Source organism: Curvivirga sp., assembly GCF_965219885.1.
Lineage (GTDB): Bacteria > Pseudomonadota > Alphaproteobacteria > UBA8366 > Aestuariispiraceae > Curvivirga.
Map to the genome: position 1 here is coordinate 116,286 of NZ_CBDCOT010000009.1, position 18,607 is coordinate 134,892.

Sequence of the window (18,607 nt, forward strand, 5' to 3'; positions counted from 1 at the left end):
AAAAATTTCCTACAATGTATACTTTACTAAATCCACAATATTGACCATGCCCATTTATATTGATACGAACCTTCTCTTCTACCTAGCAACCATGATAGAAGTCCTGACTCTATTTGCAGCTCTTTTATTGCTCATAAAATACTGGTCAACTTTTCCAGCTGTAAGATGGTTTGCCTGTGGGAAGGTTTCTATTATTGCAGGGCTAATATGCCTGATTATGAGGGACTATATGCATATCGGTTTCTCAATAATGCTGACAACCACTTTTTTAGCATTAGGGCACGCTTTCTTCTGGTTTTTTGCACGCCAGGCACAAGAAAGAAGAATCTACGATAAACGGAAAACATTTTGGTTAATCATGATTAGTTATCTGCTGATCATAACTTATTATACATTTTACGAAATAAATATCCAAATGCGTATTATCAGCAGTGGGTTTGTCTATTTCCTTTTCTCCCTCTACGCCATATGTGAATTGCTACTGCCAACTACACATTATAAAAAGCTTAAGGCGCCTGTAATATTTCTTTCTCTATGTTTTACATCAGCTATCCTTCGCTGGGGATATTACGTATCTTCCGCACCAATGCTTGGCAGTTCAAAGGGAACATTTTTCCAAATTCAGGAAGTAAATCTAGATGTTACATATATCTTAACATCCGGCAGTGAGCTTTTGATTATAATTGGTGTTTTTATCTTTATAGCCGCAAAACAAAAATGCTTATTAAAAGAATCAACAATTCAATAAGTTTTCTTTTGACAATTCGTCAATAATTTGGCAATCGACCCGCTGAAATATTCTTCCGATGACAAAACCAGTCTTTTACATATGGTAACAATGCAGTTTCCTGTTGCCAGAAGGCACGACAAGTCATTAAAAGAAGATAGTAAAGTTTTTAATTGGTAGAGCTTATCGTGTAGTGCGATGGCTCCCGTCGGAATCCTGGTTTTCAGGAATAGTAAGGAGATATCCCATGGCGAAACCTGAATGGGGCATGAAGCGCGGTTGCTTGAACTGTGGTGCAAAATTCTACGATCTACAAAAAGATCCTATTGTCTGCCCAAAATGCGAAACCGAATTTGACCCAGAAGCGGCTACAAAATTAAAACGTAACCGTGGCGTTGCGCCAGACAAAGCATCTGAAAAAACAGCTGCACCTGTTGCAGATGACGATGCATTACTGGATACAGATGACTTAGATGCAGCATTGGATGATACAGCTGAAGATGTATTGGAAGATACAGATGATCTAGGCGGTGATGATGTGCCAGTTGTAGGTGGTGCTAATCCAACCAATACAAATGACAGCGGTGACGACGTATAAAAGTCACTTCTTAGAATTTGATTAAAAGCCCGATGTCTTCATCGGGCTTTTTTTATTTCTGCAGGAAGATTCGCTTTTTGATATTTTCTATAGTAAGCTTTGCATAGACTTCTCATTAGAGGGGAAAAACATGCTGATCAGAACCTTACTTCTATCTTTGCTCTTATTATTGCCGCTCACATCCATCGCCAAAGCGGCTGAGAAACTAACTGGCTGCTTCATTGTATGGCCTCCTTATACCCAACTCAAAGATGACAAACCTTATGGTATCACCGTCGATATCATGAATGAAGCTGCTAAGAGAGCTGATTATGATCTCACCTTATCATCCCTTCCATGGAACAGATGTTTAAAGAATGTTCAACGCGGCGATATTGATTTTGCGATGGAAGCCGTGGAACGCCCGGGCTTCATTCATGGCAAACATCCCAGCGCACTTTATATTGAAGCTTTCTGGCATCGGGCTAGCGATGATTATGGTCGATATAAATATGTGGGCCTACTAACAGACAAACGGTTAGCTTTAATGCTGGGATATAAATATTCAGACGAAATCTTGGATGCAGGATTTAAAGTCATTGATTGGGTTCAAAGCGAAGAAAACGCCGCTCAATTGATCGCTAATGGTCGATTAGACCTCGTTTATGCTGATGTTGTCGTCATGCAACATGTCATTGCACAAAAAGGATACGATCTAGTCCCTCTTCTACCAGTACATAATGTGCAGCCACTTTATCCTACATTTAATGTTTCACTCGTTGAAAAACGAAATCGGATTGATAAGGCTTTAGGGCAAATGCATGCCGATGGTAGCATCGACCAGATATATAAAAAGCATACAGGATTAAATTTCTCAGATTTTGTAGAAATTAGCCAAAATGCATCCGGTGATCAGGTGACTAATTAGACAAAATTCAGTTACCTCATTTTTTCCTTGCAACTGATGAAATCCTATTTATAAAAACGCTATCAGCATGAAGTATATATCTATGCTTCAACTTTCTATGCCAGATAAGATATGTGGGGCCTTAGCTCAGCTGGGAGAGCGTTTGGCTGGCAGCCAAAAGGTCAGGGGTTCGATCCCCCTAGGCTCCACCATTTTACGGATAAAATGGAAATAGTACCATTTCCGATCTTCCCCACACGCTATAATAAAAGCTGCTAACTCTGTCGTGGATTAGCGCCCCATCTCTTTCCGAATAATAAAAGTCATCATAAACTCAAAACCACGTGTCTAAATCATATTTTGATGCAAAGTCGGCTCATAAAACAATCAACATTTGACGAGCTGTAGTTCTTCGGCCATTAAATGTTCACGATGTAATTCCGTAAAAATGAAATATATTAAAAGCAGACTTACACTTGTATTAAAGGCCTGTAAGACAAAGGTATGAGTTAATGAGTAGATTAAAAAATATCGCGGACGATTGGGATTTTAGTAAAGACTTAAACATACTTGATAGAACTTCTTTAAAATACGGAATGAAGCGCGATATTTCACCGTTGTATATGTTTTATGTCCGGAATTGGAAAAAGTTAGGTATTACAGGATGTCACTCACTCGAACTGGGGTGTGGCAGCGGTACGCAATTATCAATTCTACTCGATGAAAATATTGCTCAATTGCCTGAAGGTTTTGATATTTCTGAAGGCGCAATAACGGGCTGTCAGAAATTGCTAGACCATTACGGGTACGAAGAACAATATCATGTCCAAGTAGCAGATTTCAAAAATTTTGTTGGGACGGCCCCTTATGATCTAGTTATCGCTACTCAATTCATTAATTACATGAGAACGCTTGATGAATTTTTCAAAGGGGTTGCCCCCTTATTGTCGCTCAACAGTTATCTTGTCGTATCAGATGGACAAAAGAAACGCCAAAAGTATTCTTTAATCCAACGTTTCAAAAGAAATACATTCATACGAAAACTTTTAAGACAAAAACCACTGGCTCCTGAAACTTCTGAAACGCTCATTACTGTGCGGAGCTTTCAGCAGATAAAAGATACCGCACAAGAATTTGGATATGAATTAGTCTCGGTGCAATACGGTAAACATTATTTATCCTCATTGCTTGATCAAGTCTGCTTCAAAATGAGCAAGCATAATTATAAGTCTGCGTTATCTCGTAACATCGCTAACAGAGTTTATCGTATCTTAACACAAATTTGTATTTTCGAAGAAAAACTACTGGCTAACTTTAACAGAGGAAATATCTATTTTGCCGTATTTAAGAAATCTTCAGAAATACATAATTAAGCCAAACCAGAAGCTCCACAGAGAGAATGTTGGCAAGCGATCATAACACCATCATTTTTCTATTGATTTTCAGCACGACTTTTGGACTGGGAGCTTCCTATTTTGCAGTATTTACAAAATCTTTTCTGTAGCGTAAAGATGCGAGAAGTATTTATAACTAGACTAGATTAAAAAACGTCAAATAGATGTGCAGTGTAATTTGTAATGCTCTCTGAGTGGTTGGCGATTTTTATTACAATCTGATAAGTTCTGTCACTTTCCGTCATTTATTCTCTTTGAAGGAATTTCCCCTTGAACTATCGTGCCGAGATTGATGGTTTACGAGCATTAGCTGTTGTACCAGTTATTTTGTTTCATGCTGGCTTTGATTTGTTTGAAGGCGGATTTGTTGGCGTTGATGTTTTCTTTGTGATCAGTGGTTATTTGATTACGACAATAATTCTTAATGAGATGGACCAGGGAAGGTTTCGCTTCGCTCAATTTTACGAACGGCGCGCCAAACGTATTCTTCCAGCCTTATTATTTGTTTCTTTATCCTGCATTCCTTTTGCTTGGTTCTGGTTAAGTCAACATGATCTATATGATTTTTCTAAAAGCTTAATTGCGACCGGTTTGTTTGGTTCTAACTTTTATTTTTGGTCTGGTAGCGGATATTTTGATACAGCAGCTGAATTAAAACCATTACTCCATACGTGGAGTTTAGCGGTTGAAGAACAATATTACATTTTATTCCCCATCGTCTTATGGGTATTTTGGAAATATGGGAAGTATGTAATTGTATCCATTCTAGGCTTAACCTTCCTCGGTAGCCTTATTCTAGGTCAATGGGGTGCCGTTAACCTTCCTCAAATGGCATTCTTCTTCTTACCTTCGAGAGGATGGGAAATTTTGCTAGGTGCGTTTTGCGCCTTTTTCACTATTAAACCACGCTTAAATCATTACGCCCACCAAGTTCTAAGTGTAATTGGCATTATCTTAATTGCTCTATCTATTCTAACATTTGATGCAGATACCCCTACTCCTGGATACTTCACACTTATCCCAACGCTAGGCGCCGCTTTAATAATAATGTTCTCTACACATAGTACTATCGGGGGGCAAATCCTATCTAATCGTTTATTTGTAGCCACTGGCCTAGTATCTTACAGTGCATATTTATGGCATCAACCGTTATTAGTATTCACCCGTTACGCTACGGGAGGAACAACAGATTTACCAGTTGAAACATTACCATTTTTATTGATTAGCCTTATTGTTTTAAGCGTATTGACATGGAAGTTTATTGAACGGCCTGCAAGGTCAGGAGATTTGAGTTTCTTCAAATTACTTACCGTTTTCTTTATTACTTTACCCCTTACAGGATTTATCAGCGGCTATTTTTCATCAAACGAAGGGCTTTATTGGTCAATTAAATCAACCATTTTTGACAAGGAATCTGTCAACGCTCAAAGAATATTAAGTGAATCACGTGAAGAACTTCGTGTGAACGATTTCTCATTATGTATACAAAATGGCGATTTGGAAAAAGCCTTCCCAACTCAATGCATTAATGGTTCTCCTACCATAGTATTAATTGGCGATTCACATGGAAGAGACATCTATAGTAGCCTTGGATATGCCTTCGAGAAGAAAGCAACGAGCTCTGTCAATATTTTGAACTTCACCAGAGGTGGTTGCCGATTACTAAACCCGCAATGTGAGGCTCATTATAATAGACTTCTTAACTGGATCTTAGAGAACAAAGCCAACATTTCAGCTGTAATATATGTCCAAGCTGCTAGAGATTTATTACTGAATAGCCGTACTCTAAAGGAAAAAGCCGTAGATAGACTTCTTCACGAATTCGATACACGTTTCATAGAGAATAATATTAAGTTTGCTTGGCTCGGCCCAAGAGTTAATCTTGGTATAAATCGCCATCAGGTCCTATATGCGAAATGCTCTTATTCCGCTCCTTTTCTATTCGACAAACAAGAAGTTTTGCAAAAATTAGAACATTCAGTTGCGGATAGTATTTTGATTGATCAACAAATACAGAATTATCTTACTGAGATAAAAAACAACATTCACTACATCTCACAAGTTAACTTATTAAATTTGAACCTCAATCAAGATATTACAAATTGTAATACACTATTCTGGAGCGATGAAGATCATTATTCAACAGCTGGTGAGAAGTATTTTGCAGCTAGGATGAAGAAGCTTATTAATGTTCTAAATTAGTATGTTTCAAGGAAGTTCGTTATGCCTATTACTTTAAGTGGCATACTCCAAGATCGGAATTCTTTGCATATTCTTAAGGCTCATTTTTGCGTTAGGGTCTTTTGATATAGTTTATGATATTGATATACACATTGTTCTAAACTGAATGAATTTTCTATTCTTTTCTTTGCGAAGGTTCCCATTCTATCCCGCATAGATTTATCAATGACAAGCTGTCTTAAACCGTCAAATATTCCATTAATATCTTTTGCCTCTACAACCAAGCCAGCATCACCATTTTGGACTGCTTCGGCATTTCCCCCCACGTCAGTCACCAACATTGGTAAACCAGCAGACATTGCCTCTAAAACAGCATTTGAGAACCCTTCCTCATGCGAAACTAAAACGCCAATATCAGATGCATTGTAAATATCTACGACATCATCGCGCGCACCTAGAAAAGTTATATTCCCAAGAATTCCTAGTTGGTTTGCTTCTTTTTGTAATTCTTTGGCAATACCATCATCCCTTCCAACAAGTAAAACATGCCAATCTTCTTCGACTGTCTTACTTAAGCGACCTAAAGCATGTATCAGATCCATATGCCCTTTATATGGTATTAAATTCGCGACCATTGTCATAACTACAGTTGACTCTGGTATTTGTAATTCTTTCCGCAAAGCCTTTCGCTCTTTGTTAACCTTGACATGCTCAATACCATTGTAAATCAGATCAACCTTATAAGAGGGTGCACCTTCTTGATGTAATTGTTCAACAACAGCCTTAGAATTTCCCAATACGTAATCCATCTTTTGATGAAGTTGACGCTCTAACGAAGTAATTATTTTCTTCCCCGCCATATAATGGTTCATACTCCGCCTGCTCATAACTTTCTTTAATCGAGGAAATAAAAGAGAAATCGTCCCTCCAATCCAATAACTTGCAGGTAGGAAAAAATGTATGATATCTGGCCGTCCCCTTATAATTGTTGTAACTAATTGAATACAAATCATAAGCAAGCGTAATGCACGACTAAATTTTGAAGTAGCTTTTGTAGAAAGCTTATACCAAGGCTCAATTAGAAAAACTCCTTGTTTTTCAAACTCATTAGCCAAGCTCCCTCTTTTGCTCAAAAGAAATATTGAGATATCATAACCATGCTCTTTTAAACGAGGTAAAATCTTCAATAAATGTGTCTCACATCCCCCGCGATCTAGGCTACCAATTACATACAAAATTTTCGTGCTATCTCGCATTTCCACTATCTCTATCTGGGGAATTATTAAGAACCATATCATACATGTCTCTATATTTCGCAAACATGCCAGTCAGTGAAAAATCAGTTTCAACTTTTTCTTTCGCAATACTTCCAAGCTGAAGACGCCTATCCGTATTAAGAATTAATTCAGACATATATGAGGTAAGTTTCTCCGTATCATTTTGCTCCACAAGATAACCCGTTTCATTAGGGATAACAGAATCTTTGTTACCGCCAACATTCGTTGCAATGACAGGAAGTGATGAAGCCATATACTCCAAAATTGAATTCGAGAACCCTTCATGCTTTGACAAAAGCATACCAACATCGGAAGCCTGAAGGATTTGTTCAATATTTGATTGATATCCTAAAAAGTCTACACAATTTTCCAATTCTAGATCTGTCACGAATGAAAGTAATTGATTTGTATACTCTTGATCTCCCTTACCCACAAAAACCAACTTCCATCTTTGAGGTAAATTTTTCGTTTTCAAATCAGCCGCGGCTCGCAACGCAAATTCATGTCCCTTATACGGAATTAAGTTTGCTACCAAGGTAAAAGTCACAGCTTCATCCCAGCTATGTTGCTCCCTGTAAGCGTTTCTTACGCTAAGATTTCTTAGAAAATTAGATCCCCTAATACCATTATGAATCAAAAGAGTATTTTTGCTAGAAACGCCTATTTCTATTAATTCCCTTTGTACTTCTGTTGAATGGGCCAAAACCAAATTGGCTTTTTTCAATGCCCATTTCTCAAAAACGCCTTCCTTCCAGAAAGAATCAGGCCTTGATAGCTGGTTTCTTTTGCTCGCAATAAATTTTATTTTTGGAAAAAAACGTGAAACGACGCCGGCAACTATAGTTGGGGCACCTAAAAAACTATGAATCGCTACGGGTTTATATTTTCGAAGAAGAAACAATACCGTTAAAATATTCCGTATTAACAGAGATACTCCTGCAATCTTTGGAATATTAAGCAAGGGGCGCTGAGTTAAGAAATGTATTAAAATACCTTTTTCTTTAATCTTTTTACTTAACGGCCCATCTTGCCCTAAACAAACAACAATAACGTCGAAGTCTTCTGATAATTCTGGGAGTATCTGAGATAAATGCCTTTCAGTCCCCCCCACATGGAATCCTCCAACAAGGTAAAGGATGCGTTTTTTATTCTGTAGTTTCTTTTCTAAATAAGAACTCATTACATCCATGCCCACCTGCACACGTATACATGCTCTCAAGACGGAACCCTCTTTCCATCAAGAAGCTCAAAATCTCCTCCGGCTTGGCTACTTCGAACGGATAACCGCCAACCCAATCAATGACATCATACCATACAGACATGCCGCGGCTTTCTTTACGTTTTTGCCAATCTGAAAAAGGTAGTGGATTTTGAAAACGAACCAACCTAATTAAAAACCCACGAAGTTCAAAATAGAAAAAGAACATCAGGGCAATCAAAAACTGAACAATCTTTGGGGATCGAACATATGTTTTCTTAACCTTTAGCCATCTACGACTAGCCCCCCCTTGATCATTGTAGATTGCTAATGCGAAGACGCCATCAGGTTTCACTGTTTTCGAAGCCAAATCAATTCCTGTCCACATATCTCCCGTATGGTGTAGAACTCCCCAAGAATAGACGATATCAAACTTTCCTAAACTTGACATAAATTCGGCATCTAAAGCAGAGCCCTGTGTAATTTCCCAATGCCCATCTTTGCAAAATCTATCCAAATTAGTTTTGCTAGCTTCTACCGAGTCCAGATCGTAATCAAAAGCACGTACAGACGCACCAAGTGCATTGGCGGCAACACTACTTAAGCCGCTACCACTACCAATATCCAGAAAAGTTTGGTCCTTCAAAGAATCCATCTTTAAAAGGCGTTTAATATTTACTTTTGATGCCTCAATTCTCTCAGCACCAAGTATACGGGAAAAATTCTTCCAATTTTTCCCAAATCTAAATTTTAACCCATCCATTATTATACTCTAGCTAGCTATTAATATTTTTAACTAATATCGTTTTGTACTTGTATCCACTGAAACTTCGGAGGTACTTGATTGTTGCGAAGCATATTCAGGATTCACATGTCTCCCGACAACTTTTACATTTTCTAAACGCCGGAAAACATTCAAACGACTTTTAGACCAACGCATAATCATACGTTCCTTGAAGTTATAGTCTCTAATTGCATGCGAATGTCCGCGAATAACTCTTCTTATTTTATTAGGCTCTATTCGGCCTCCGCGATGGAAACAATTTGTATCAAAGATGATCAAGTCTCCTGCCTGCGCGTTTAAGTTAACTGCATTAACAACTTGTTCTTCCGGAATCTTATTGTCAAAATATTCTAATCCCGACATTAAGCCACAATTTGACCTGCTGAAAGCTTCATGATGAGAACCTGGAATAATTTGTAACGCACCATTATCTTCATTGGTATCTTCTAAATACAGATAAAATTTCAAGCTATGTAATTGATCAAAATGCCAGTCTGTAATGTGTTTCTGATCAGGATTTGAAGTATCGTTAGTAACATATACAGTATTGTTTAGGCTAACTTTCAGAGGAGAAAAATACTTAGCAGCGATGGAACGCATGTATTCTGACCAAAATATTTTATGGAACGTCGGCAAATTCTCAGCTGTAACTTTATAATCAAGGACAGACATCACAGTAGAGCCTGGAAACTCAATCACAGCATTAACATACTTACTGCGATCTTTTTCCTCCGCATCAACAACAGTCCAATAATCTTGATCAAGACTTTTTAACTGTTCCTTAGGACAAAAGTCTTTAATTACTACTGCACCATATACTTGAATCCGTTTAAGCACTTCGTCATCAGATGCACCCGCGTCAACATATATGTTTGATAAGTCAGAATATTTGGTCGTGACACTAGTAATTTTTCTATTCATCAAAAATCTCTATACAAATTATTTCATAACAGCGTTAAATATAGGTTCAAAGATCTCTTCTTTTCTTTGACTTATATCACAGCCATAAAATTCCAGGTCAAACTTAGCTGAGAAGCTACCTTGGTAGTATTTTTTTAATAGCGTTTCAAGTTCCTCTTGAGTGGAAAATTTATTTTCTTCTGGTAACTTAACATGATTACCCTTGTGGGAATTTGAAGAGAACAAAATCGATTTTCCAAAGCTTGCAGCTTCTATGATTGTTGAAGAGAAATCATGAATACATAAGTCAGTAGCTTCAATAACATCATAAATATCATGAGCATCTTTAAGAAGGATATTCTCTTCATTCATATCAAAAGATGCCCAAATCCTTTTAAGCTGACTAATTGATTGATGTGGATGCGGTCTTACGAAAACATCCGCTTTAGACAATCCATATTTTTTTAACGCAGAAAGTACAAGTTCGAAAAAATCAACCTGACAGTAAGCATCATAGATACAAACAGGGTAGGATATAATATTGTCGGCAGTTTTTTGTTTTCTGGTGTGAAAATCTTTCAACTTCCAGTTTCCCACTATTTCGATATGCTCCTCCTTATAAGAGCCATATTGAGTAAGTGAGTCAGCTTGAAATTGTCCGTATACAAGTGTTTTTGTAGGAGGTGTAAAGCCTAAAGTATGGTTATTATCTTGAAGGACATGCGAGTAATCTGCATTCGGTTCAGCGAGTTTCATCCCATGCATAAAACCAAAAGTGTCTATACCCTCTTTATGAGCCGCGAGAATTAATGCTCTTGCATATGGTCCAACCTCATATGTCAAACAAACTTTATTTGGTCGCACGTCCCTTAAAATCTCATTCCCCACAGATGTTAAAAATTTAGCTTCGTAAGGAAGTAAAATACTTTCTCCCCACAGCAAAATCTTGTTAAAAATATATTGTAGAAATTCTGTACGCCCTACGGACTTAAACTCTTCCTTTGTCCGATGTTTTATTCGGAAAATTAAAGAACGTATAAAATGTGGGAGGCTCTCGTATTGATCAAAGAAATATACATCTTTCTTTCTAGAGTCACGTAATGCCTTCAAGGCGCTCCAATTCGCACCTTCAACTCTATTTGCATAATATGGAGGTTCTAAAATTGCAGACGAAATGCCTTTTTCATTAAAGAATTCAATAACCCCCTTAAATTCTGCATCTCCTTCTTTGCTCCAATTCTTAGGTTGGGTAAGAAACAACACCTCACTTTGCGGGCATTTGCGGATAGAAGGTCTAGTTTTTGCTCGGAGATAAAAGTTTCTTAAATGATCAATATCACCAACCCAATGTCGACGTATAACTCCTAAAAAAGCCCCTGCGTTTTCCGCAGCTATATGTATCGCCTCATTAGAAATTGATAGCTTATTGGCTTCCAATATATCATTAATTTTCAGAGCAAGCATAAATGAAGTAAACATATATGATGGCATAAACTGCCAATAATTTATGCCATCATATAAAAATCGTTTCTTTATTTTCTCATTCAAAGACAGCTCATTAATGATGTCTATTGTTTGAGTAATATATGAGGCCTCTTCCTCACGATATAGTTTCCCGTTATACTCAATTGCTATTGGGCTATCTATAGACTCAAAATGAAATTTAAGGCTCTCATCCATCTCTTCTATTGACCAACAAAAAACTTATCGTAGGATTTTTTCGGAAAACGAAACAGGCACTCCTTGATCACTATCATGCGTTTTAAAGTATAGATCTGGATTTAGCGGTTGGACAGGTGTCTGACAATTATATTGGCAGTTATAACAAAGGGTACCCTCTAGATTTTTATTCAAATGATCCCGACGTACCTTTCGCATTTCTTCACTATACACGGCTTCCTCAAGCGTCGTTTTATTCAAATCAACTACAGCCAGTAAATTCTCATAGTCATTGCAACATACACGAAGAAACCCTTCCCATGAAATATGAACTTTATTGAAAGGAATACCACATATGGCATCAACTGGTTCCGCCATATTCACTTCACTATCTGAAAGTTGACCACTCTGATTGGTTGCCGGAATCACAACAAATTCGTCCACGAGATGTCCAACTAATTTTCTAAGATTAGCAATCGAATGCGTATTGTTTTTGTTTTCGACAAATGAAACACCAAGGTATGGGCGCCCATCAACACGATTATTTGCTGTATAAATTAGGTTCTCAATGACACGATCAAAATGATCTTTACCATGAATATTCTTATACGTCTCTCTATCACCAGCATTAATCGAAAACTTTATACTATCAATACCGGCATCTAATATAGCCTGCATTCTGCGTGGAGACGCTAGTGAACCATTTGTTGAAATATAAACATACTCATAGCCAACATCTTTAGAAAACTTAATAAAATGCTCTAACAAAGGCGACGCAAGCGGTTCAGCACCAGAATGAAGGCCAATTTCACGACTCCCTAAACGATAAGCATCGGTTAGCCAACCTTCTAATTTTTCTTTCTGGATATTGCCAATCTCACGCTCCATCAAGCGATAAGCACAAAACTCACAACTATGATTGCAAACGTTATTTAGTTCAATATTTATGCTTTTTGGAAACGGTGGTGTTTCCGAGTAAACAGCGTTATGTATTTTACTAATTCTATCGCTGATTTTACCTTCAGTTTCATCCATCTTAACACTCATTTCTAGTCACCAAACATTTCACGCGTTAAAGCTGTTCCAAGTTTTATATCATATCTCGCCTTTTTGCCCAATATATTGGGGTATTCTTTTGGGGCTAAACCATAGCCAGGCCGGATAGATCGAACATTTTTTGAAGTAAAAACGTCACCTTCATTTATATCTTCGACCACATATAAAGAACGTCGGAAAACTAAACTCTTTTCTTCACTGGATTTCTTATCATAATGAACCCTACCGATTGCATCAGATACATTACGTATATCATCACAAAACGCTTTGAACTCTTCAGGTTCCATAGAAAATTCAGCATCGGGGCCACCTAATGACCGATCAAATGTCACATGTTTTTCAATAACACAAGCCCCTAATGCAACGGCACCAACAGCAACAGCAGATCCGATAGAATGATCCGACAATCCAATTGGCACACCATATCGCTGCTGCATATCTGTAATAGTGGCAATATTCGCGTCTGAAATCGGCGCCGGATACCCACTAATACAATGTAACAAAACAATATTTTCGGCACCCGCATTTCTAGCTGTATCTAATGACAGTTGGATTTCATCCGCATTTGCCATTCCAGTAGATATAATAATTGGTTTGCCCGTTTTTGCGACTTTGTTTATTAGCGCGACATCATTAGCTTCAAAAGATGCAATTTTGTATGCGGGTAAATCAAATTCTTCTAAAAAATCAACAGCGGTTTCATCAAAAGGAGAACTAAAAATATCCAACCCTTTTGCCCGTGCATGATTAATCAGTTCCTCATGCCATTCCCACGGTGTATGAGCTTCTTCATATAGGTCATATAAGGTGCGACCATCCCACAACCCGCCTTTGATCATAAAATCATCGTTGGAGCAATCAATGGTCAAGGTATCAGCAGTATATGTTTGCAACTTAACAGCATCAGCTCCCGCATCAGCAATTGCATCTATAATCTTGAAAGCCATGTCGATTGAACCATTATGGTTTCCCGATAATTCGCCAATAATATATGGCGATGCAGATGTGCCAATGACACGCTTATTAAGCATAATATGAGGTGCTAAGTTACTCATTAATCTTCTACTTCAGTTATCGATATTTTATATTTCATACCATTATAAACAAAAAAAGCCGGGTATTTTTCATTATCCACAATTCTTAACAAATTAAATTGTTCTTGGATGCTTTTTTTAACGTCTAACTCACTATCTTCGGGACCTCTTCTCACCAGAAAACTAGCCTCCCCTTTTTGGGGCATAGGTTCCATATTTTGGTGATTTTCAACAAAATGGAGGCAAAGTTGAACAGTCTTTTCTCCGAGCAATTGGCGTAATTTATCTACCAACTCGGTCCCAGTTAATGAGATTTTTTCCTTTATATAAATTGCCCCGCTATCAACTGGATGATCCATCGCAATCAAACATACCGTTAACTCATCTTTACCTGCGAGAACATCATACGCCCATGGTGAGAAACCTCGCCCCTTTGGCAAATCTGATGCATGAACAACTAAGTTATGTGTGTTTAGGCTCAATACTTCCTTGGGTGTAATATTTAAACATCCCAAATAGAAAGCTATGTCACCCTTTTCCACATCATTATAGTTAGAATAAAATCTGGCTTCATATCCCCTCACCACAAGCTCATCTACAATAAGCTCTGCATGCGGAATAATCCAGCTAGGATTATCAACAATTATGCTGATCTTCATTTTTTCACTCTGCAGTTAACATGGATCGAATAACCTCGACTACTAGCATGCAGCCATTTCCCTCACAAGCATTCAAGGAATTGTCTGAATACTGTTTTCGCAAATTGGTATCCAAGAACAATTTTTCAAGCATAACGTTCAGCTTTTTTGTCGACTTATCCAGCCTTACAAATGGAGATATATTCTTTTCTGCTAAGAAATGCGCTATTTTCTCTTGGTTTTTTGCAACAATCACTGAAACAGTTGGTAAGCCTAAACTACATCTTTCCCAACTGGAAGACCCCGCAGCCCCAACACATAAATCTGCTTTGGCGTATAGCTCTTCCATATATTCGCAATTCACATGCAGATGAATATTCTTTTCGTTTTTGATAGTCTCTTTAATTTTCTCTATATTAGGTGAATCTCTACCAATCGTTATTTGAATTTTCCCGTTATAGCCAATTTCAAATAATGTCTCCAAAACTATGGATGTCATATCTGCGGCATCTGATAGACCTGGTGAAATAACAATGTCATTTACATTTTTTTGTATCTGTCGGCTATGAATTATTTTTTTTCTAGTTTCATAGAAGACTGGTCGTAAAAGTGCAAAAGTGGGCCCCATCAGCAAACGTGCTGAAGGCTTTACAAGTCCCGAGTAATCTTCTTTTTCAATCCCCAGATTTTGATTTAAAACTACATCTGCTATCGTTTTTTTTTCTGGTAAATCATCTATTTTCATTAGCTTGGGAATGAACTTTACTGCATTCTTCTCATTCTCAAGCTCCCAGTCATAATGATCCAGAACTAAAAGATCAAATGACTGAACTCCATCGACAACATCATAAGGAAGGTCGCATAGTGGATCTAATGGATAAATTTTATAATTTGTCTTTTGTAATTTACTCACAAATCTCAATGTTTCATGCGAACATGCAAAACTAACATCTATCCCAATTGCACTCAACTGATCTGCCAAAGTCAAACATCTATAGATATGCCCTCCACCAATAATTGGAGAAGCATCAGCACGAAATAAAACTTTAAAAGGCAAAAAACTAAACCATTCCTAAAATATTGTTTGTTCGGACTTGAATGCCATTTTCAGCCATTGCGTTCTTTGCTTCTCGTGGCGTTTGTTCAGTAAACTGAAACATCGCACCTGCCGCCACAGCAGAAGCTTGCCCGACATTAACAGCATCAACAAAATCAGAATATTTTCCCGCACCACCAGAAGCGATAACAGGAATATTGACTAGATCAGTAATAGTTTCAATCAAGTTAATATCATAACCATTCATCGTACCATCTAGCTCAATAGAATTTATCAAGATTTCACCAGCACCATTTTCCTCAAGTTTCTTAACCCATTCAAATGGATTAAGGCCTGTATCTTTTTGACCATTATGACTATAACAGACATATTGCCCGTCAGGGTTTTTACGTACATCAACACTTGCAACAATACACTGAGCACCGAACCGATAAGCCGCTTCAGATAATAGATCTAAATTTGAATAAAGAGCACTATTTATAGCAACTTTATCTGCTCCACTATGTAGTAATCCTTTGATTGTCTCTACAGAAGATATTCCACCACCTACAGTAAAAGGCACACTGCAAACTTCTGCCGCATCTTTAACCGTTGATAAATCGACATCTTGGTTCGCATTGGTCGCATTAATATCTAACAACATCAGTTCATCTACATCACGCAGATTAAAAACACGAATAGCAGGTATCAAGGCGCCAACCGTACGCCAGCTATCAAAACCTTCACCTTTAACTAAACTATTCCCATTCCATAACAAAGTAGGAATCACACGTGTTTTAAGCATTACCGATCAACTTTACATTTCAATGAAGTTTTTTAAAAACATTAACCCGGCACCAGAACTAATTTCCGGATGAAACTGCGCCCCGAAAACATTCCCAGATCGAACAGTAACAACAGTATCTGAACAATAATCAGTTGTGGCTATAACATTCTGTTCATTGTCTGGAATGAAGCGATAACTATGAGCAAAGTAAAAATCTGTCTGATCAGGAATTCCGTCAAATAACTCACATGCATCAGAATAATTTACATTATTCCATCCCATATGAGGCACACGTTCGTTATTCTCTGACTTCAATTTCTGTACAACTCCAGGGATCAAATCCAATCCAGATGTTAGATGGCCATCATTATTGCCTTCCTCACCAAAAGTTGACAAAATCTGCATTCCTACACAAACGCCAAGAATTGGTTTATCACCTGTTGCGGCACATTCTTTCAATGTGTCAGCCCACCCAGTTCGTGATAACTTTTCCATTGCATCTTTATAGGCGCCAACACCTGGAACAATTATTTTCTCAGCATCTTCGATATCACCTGGCTGATTGGAGAAAGAAACCTCCCCACCAACTGTTCGCACAGCAGCCCTCAAAGAGGCTAAGTTACCACCTTCGTAATCGACAATAAGAATATTAGACAATAGACAACCCTATCTTAGTTTGACTTCAGGTAATTTCACCAAATTTCCCTCTTTGTCCTTAACAAACTCACCTTTGTTGTTTGTTTTAAAAATCTTCTTATTCGTGAACCTATCACACACCTTCATGAATTCATCTACAGTAATATCCAACGGTGCGAGGATATCTTCTAGGGGTTTACCCAAATATGTCCATGGGAACTTGCCATCGTATTTTTCTACAATTTGGATTGCTTCATCCCGCTGAAGACGTCCACGGCGAATATGTGTACACGCGATGTCAGTGGCCCGCCCAAAACCAAATTTCAAATATTTAAAATAATCGTGAATACCTGTTTGATAATTATCAAGGTTTTCATAGTCGACCATTGAACCTTCTACGACTTTCCCTAGCGACTTGAAGCCATGTGCCTGGGCAATAAGCGCATTACTAATACCATCCCATGGAATATAATGTCCCAAAAATATCCCTGTCACACCAGTTTGCTTTAACTGCTCATCTGTCGGATATAGATAATTAATACAATGTTTCCGCTCAATTCCATCAAACCCAATCAAATCAGAAACTCGTAAACCTAATAATCCCCCGAACTCTTCTAACCATCTACGGTCGAGCGTATTATTCTCCGCCGCAGCAGCTGGCCCACCATATTCATTCTGAGAGTTTTCCCCCCAAATAATCAGCGGCACATTAAACTGAACGGCTGCGCGCACAGGTGTGGTAAAAATAGTTACATGTTCAGGCCAAGAAATATCGCCAACTTGCGTCAAGCCAATTTTGTTGAATTTTCTTTTAATGACTGGATTGGAAGATATTTGCACATGATCAACTCCCAATTCCTTAATCGCATTGATATTTTCGCGACCAATTTCCGAAAGATCACAGGTTGTTCCTGTTACGCAAAGCGGGTTCATCCCCAATTCTAGCATTTTGATAACCTGGTAAGTACTGTCTTTTCCGCCGCTGACAGGTACAATACAATCCCATCGGCTCCCATCTTTCGAACGGAACCGATCCAAAACATCTAGCAATTCCTGTCTGCGCTGTGCCCAATCAACATGCTGCCGATTATCATAACTTTCACATGCGCTACACACACCGTCCGCGTTTAATTTAAGATCCGGTTTCGTATCTGGCATCACGCATTTTTTACAATACTGTATCATAGATTATCCTATTTTTTTTCTAGCAAAAACCATGTGAGATCATCTTGAGGAAAATTTACATCTCTATGATATTTAAAGCCGTAATCAATTAACTTAAGATCATTAAATCGATCTAATAAGTCACCAGCGAAATCCCTTTTAAAAAGCTTATCCTGATTGTTTCTATATGGTAAGGCAACTGGCGAAGGACTGTAGTATTCGCAAACCATTATATAACGTTTTGAACAGTTATATAAATGATCATAAACCACATCTAATTTTTCGGGCGCAATATGAATTAATACACCACGCGTAAATGTAAAATCCCACGTCTGTTCTGTAGAAAAATCGAGAATCGATTGTTCAAATACTTCATAATCACCTGTATCTTTCAGGTGTTGCGCAGCAGTAGAATTAATTTCCACAGCAGAGATTTTCGCGTTAGGCTTTAATGTTTTAATTGCTTCTAAGTTCAAACCTCTATTGGCACCTAACTCCAAAAATGAGCTTACATTCTCTGTACGAGAAATCACATCGCTAAAGAGGTTATGCGCCGCAGCAATCAAGGTTTCGCCGGAATTTCGCTCTGTATATTCATGACCGAAATCATTAGCCCAGAAATCTTCTTGCTCTGTATTATATTTATCCATGG

The 18,607-nt window shown here is 37.9% G+C and carries 18 protein-coding genes and 1 tRNA gene; 6 read left to right on the forward strand and 13 right to left on the reverse strand.

Annotated elements, in window-relative coordinates; genetic code table 11:
- Positions 1-46: 46 nt before the first annotated feature.
- The 6 genes from ACOQOA_RS06075 to ACOQOA_RS06100 all read left to right on the forward strand — a co-directional run bounded on the left by ACOQOA_RS06075 (position 47) and on the right by ACOQOA_RS06100 (position 5,807).
- On the forward strand, positions 47-748 hold the full coding sequence (locus ACOQOA_RS06075; RefSeq protein ID WP_420547755.1) for a hypothetical protein: 702 nt from the start codon (positions 47-49) through the stop codon (positions 746-748).
- Between the two features lie 226 nt (positions 749-974).
- Entirely contained in the window at positions 975-1,325 is a 351-nt protein-coding gene (locus ACOQOA_RS06080; RefSeq protein WP_420547756.1) for a TIGR02300 family protein, read from the forward strand.
- 130 nt (positions 1,326-1,455) lie between these two features.
- Positions 1,456-2,232, forward strand: coding sequence for a substrate-binding periplasmic protein (locus ACOQOA_RS06085; RefSeq protein ID WP_420547757.1), 777 nt, complete (start codon positions 1,456-1,458; stop codon positions 2,230-2,232).
- 115 nt (positions 2,233-2,347) lie between these two features.
- Positions 2,348-2,423 (forward strand) — tRNA-Ala (locus ACOQOA_RS06090).
- A gap of 300 nt (positions 2,424-2,723) precedes the next feature.
- Positions 2,724-3,584, forward strand: coding sequence for a class I SAM-dependent methyltransferase (locus ACOQOA_RS06095; protein ID WP_420547758.1), 861 nt, complete (start codon positions 2,724-2,726; stop codon positions 3,582-3,584).
- 291 nt (positions 3,585-3,875) lie between these two features.
- Positions 3,876-5,807 (forward strand): acyltransferase family protein, encoded by a 1,932-nt coding sequence (locus ACOQOA_RS06100; RefSeq protein WP_420547759.1) that lies wholly within the window; start codon positions 3,876-3,878, stop codon positions 5,805-5,807.
- Between the two features lie 80 nt (positions 5,808-5,887).
- Here ACOQOA_RS06100 and ACOQOA_RS06105 read toward each other — a convergent pair whose 3' ends face one another.
- From ACOQOA_RS06105 to ACOQOA_RS06165, 13 genes are read right to left on the reverse strand one after another with little or no spacing between them, the layout of a single operon-like run.
- Positions 5,888-7,042, reverse strand: a complete 1,155-nt coding sequence (locus tag ACOQOA_RS06105) for a glycosyltransferase (protein ID WP_420547760.1) — start codon at positions 7,040-7,042, stop codon at positions 5,888-5,890.
- Positions 7,032-8,252 carry a glycosyltransferase gene (locus ACOQOA_RS06110; protein ID WP_420547761.1) on the reverse strand — a complete coding sequence of 407 codons (1,221 nt, stop codon included), beginning with the start codon at positions 8,250-8,252 and terminating at the stop codon, positions 7,032-7,034. The genes ACOQOA_RS06105 and ACOQOA_RS06110 overlap by 11 nt, the downstream gene beginning before the upstream one ends.
- A complete protein-coding gene (locus ACOQOA_RS06115) occupies positions 8,209-9,024 on the reverse strand; it encodes a class I SAM-dependent methyltransferase (RefSeq protein WP_420547762.1) in 816 nt (271 codons plus the stop codon). Before ACOQOA_RS06115 ends, ACOQOA_RS06110 begins: the two co-directional genes overlap by 44 nt.
- Positions 9,025-9,057: 33 nt before the next feature.
- Entirely contained in the window at positions 9,058-9,966 is a 909-nt protein-coding gene (locus ACOQOA_RS06120) for a phytanoyl-CoA dioxygenase family protein (RefSeq protein WP_420547763.1), read from the reverse strand.
- 18 nt (positions 9,967-9,984) lie between these two features.
- Positions 9,985-11,625, reverse strand: a complete 1,641-nt coding sequence (locus ACOQOA_RS06125; RefSeq protein WP_420547764.1) for a hypothetical protein — start codon at positions 11,623-11,625, stop codon at positions 9,985-9,987.
- A gap of 24 nt (positions 11,626-11,649) precedes the next feature.
- Entirely contained in the window at positions 11,650-12,639 is a 990-nt protein-coding gene (locus ACOQOA_RS06130) for a radical SAM/SPASM domain-containing protein (protein ID WP_420547765.1), read from the reverse strand.
- A gap of 14 nt (positions 12,640-12,653) precedes the next feature.
- Complete coding sequence (gene pseI, locus ACOQOA_RS06135; RefSeq protein ID WP_420547766.1) at positions 12,654-13,715, reverse strand: pseudaminic acid synthase; 1,062 nt, start codon at positions 13,713-13,715, stop codon at positions 12,654-12,656.
- Positions 13,715-14,353, reverse strand: a complete 639-nt coding sequence (locus tag ACOQOA_RS06140; RefSeq protein WP_420547767.1) for a formyltransferase family protein — start codon at positions 14,351-14,353, stop codon at positions 13,715-13,717. The genes pseI and ACOQOA_RS06140 overlap by 1 nt, the downstream gene beginning before the upstream one ends.
- A 4-nt stretch (positions 14,354-14,357) precedes the next feature.
- A complete protein-coding gene (gene pseG, locus ACOQOA_RS06145; protein WP_420547768.1) occupies positions 14,358-15,389 on the reverse strand; it encodes a UDP-2,4-diacetamido-2,4,6-trideoxy-beta-L-altropyranose hydrolase in 1,032 nt (343 codons plus the stop codon).
- A 4-nt stretch (positions 15,390-15,393) separates the two neighbouring features.
- Positions 15,394-16,173: an imidazole glycerol phosphate synthase subunit HisF gene (gene hisF / locus ACOQOA_RS06150; RefSeq protein WP_420547769.1), complete on the reverse strand. Its 780-nt coding sequence runs from the start codon at positions 16,171-16,173 to the stop codon at positions 15,394-15,396.
- 12 nt (positions 16,174-16,185) lie between these two features.
- Positions 16,186-16,812: an imidazole glycerol phosphate synthase subunit HisH gene (gene hisH, locus ACOQOA_RS06155; protein ID WP_420547770.1), complete on the reverse strand. Its 627-nt coding sequence runs from the start codon at positions 16,810-16,812 to the stop codon at positions 16,186-16,188.
- Positions 16,813-16,821: 9 nt separating this feature from the next.
- The gene (locus tag ACOQOA_RS06160) at positions 16,822-17,976 is read right to left on the reverse strand and encodes an N-acetyl sugar amidotransferase (RefSeq protein ID WP_420547771.1); all 1,155 of its coding nucleotides are present in this window, start codon (positions 17,974-17,976) and stop codon (positions 16,822-16,824) included.
- A gap of 8 nt (positions 17,977-17,984) precedes the next feature.
- Positions 17,985-18,605, reverse strand: a complete 621-nt coding sequence (locus tag ACOQOA_RS06165; RefSeq protein WP_420547772.1) for a pseudaminic acid biosynthesis-associated methylase — start codon at positions 18,603-18,605, stop codon at positions 17,985-17,987.
- Positions 18,606-18,607 lie beyond the last annotated feature (2 nt).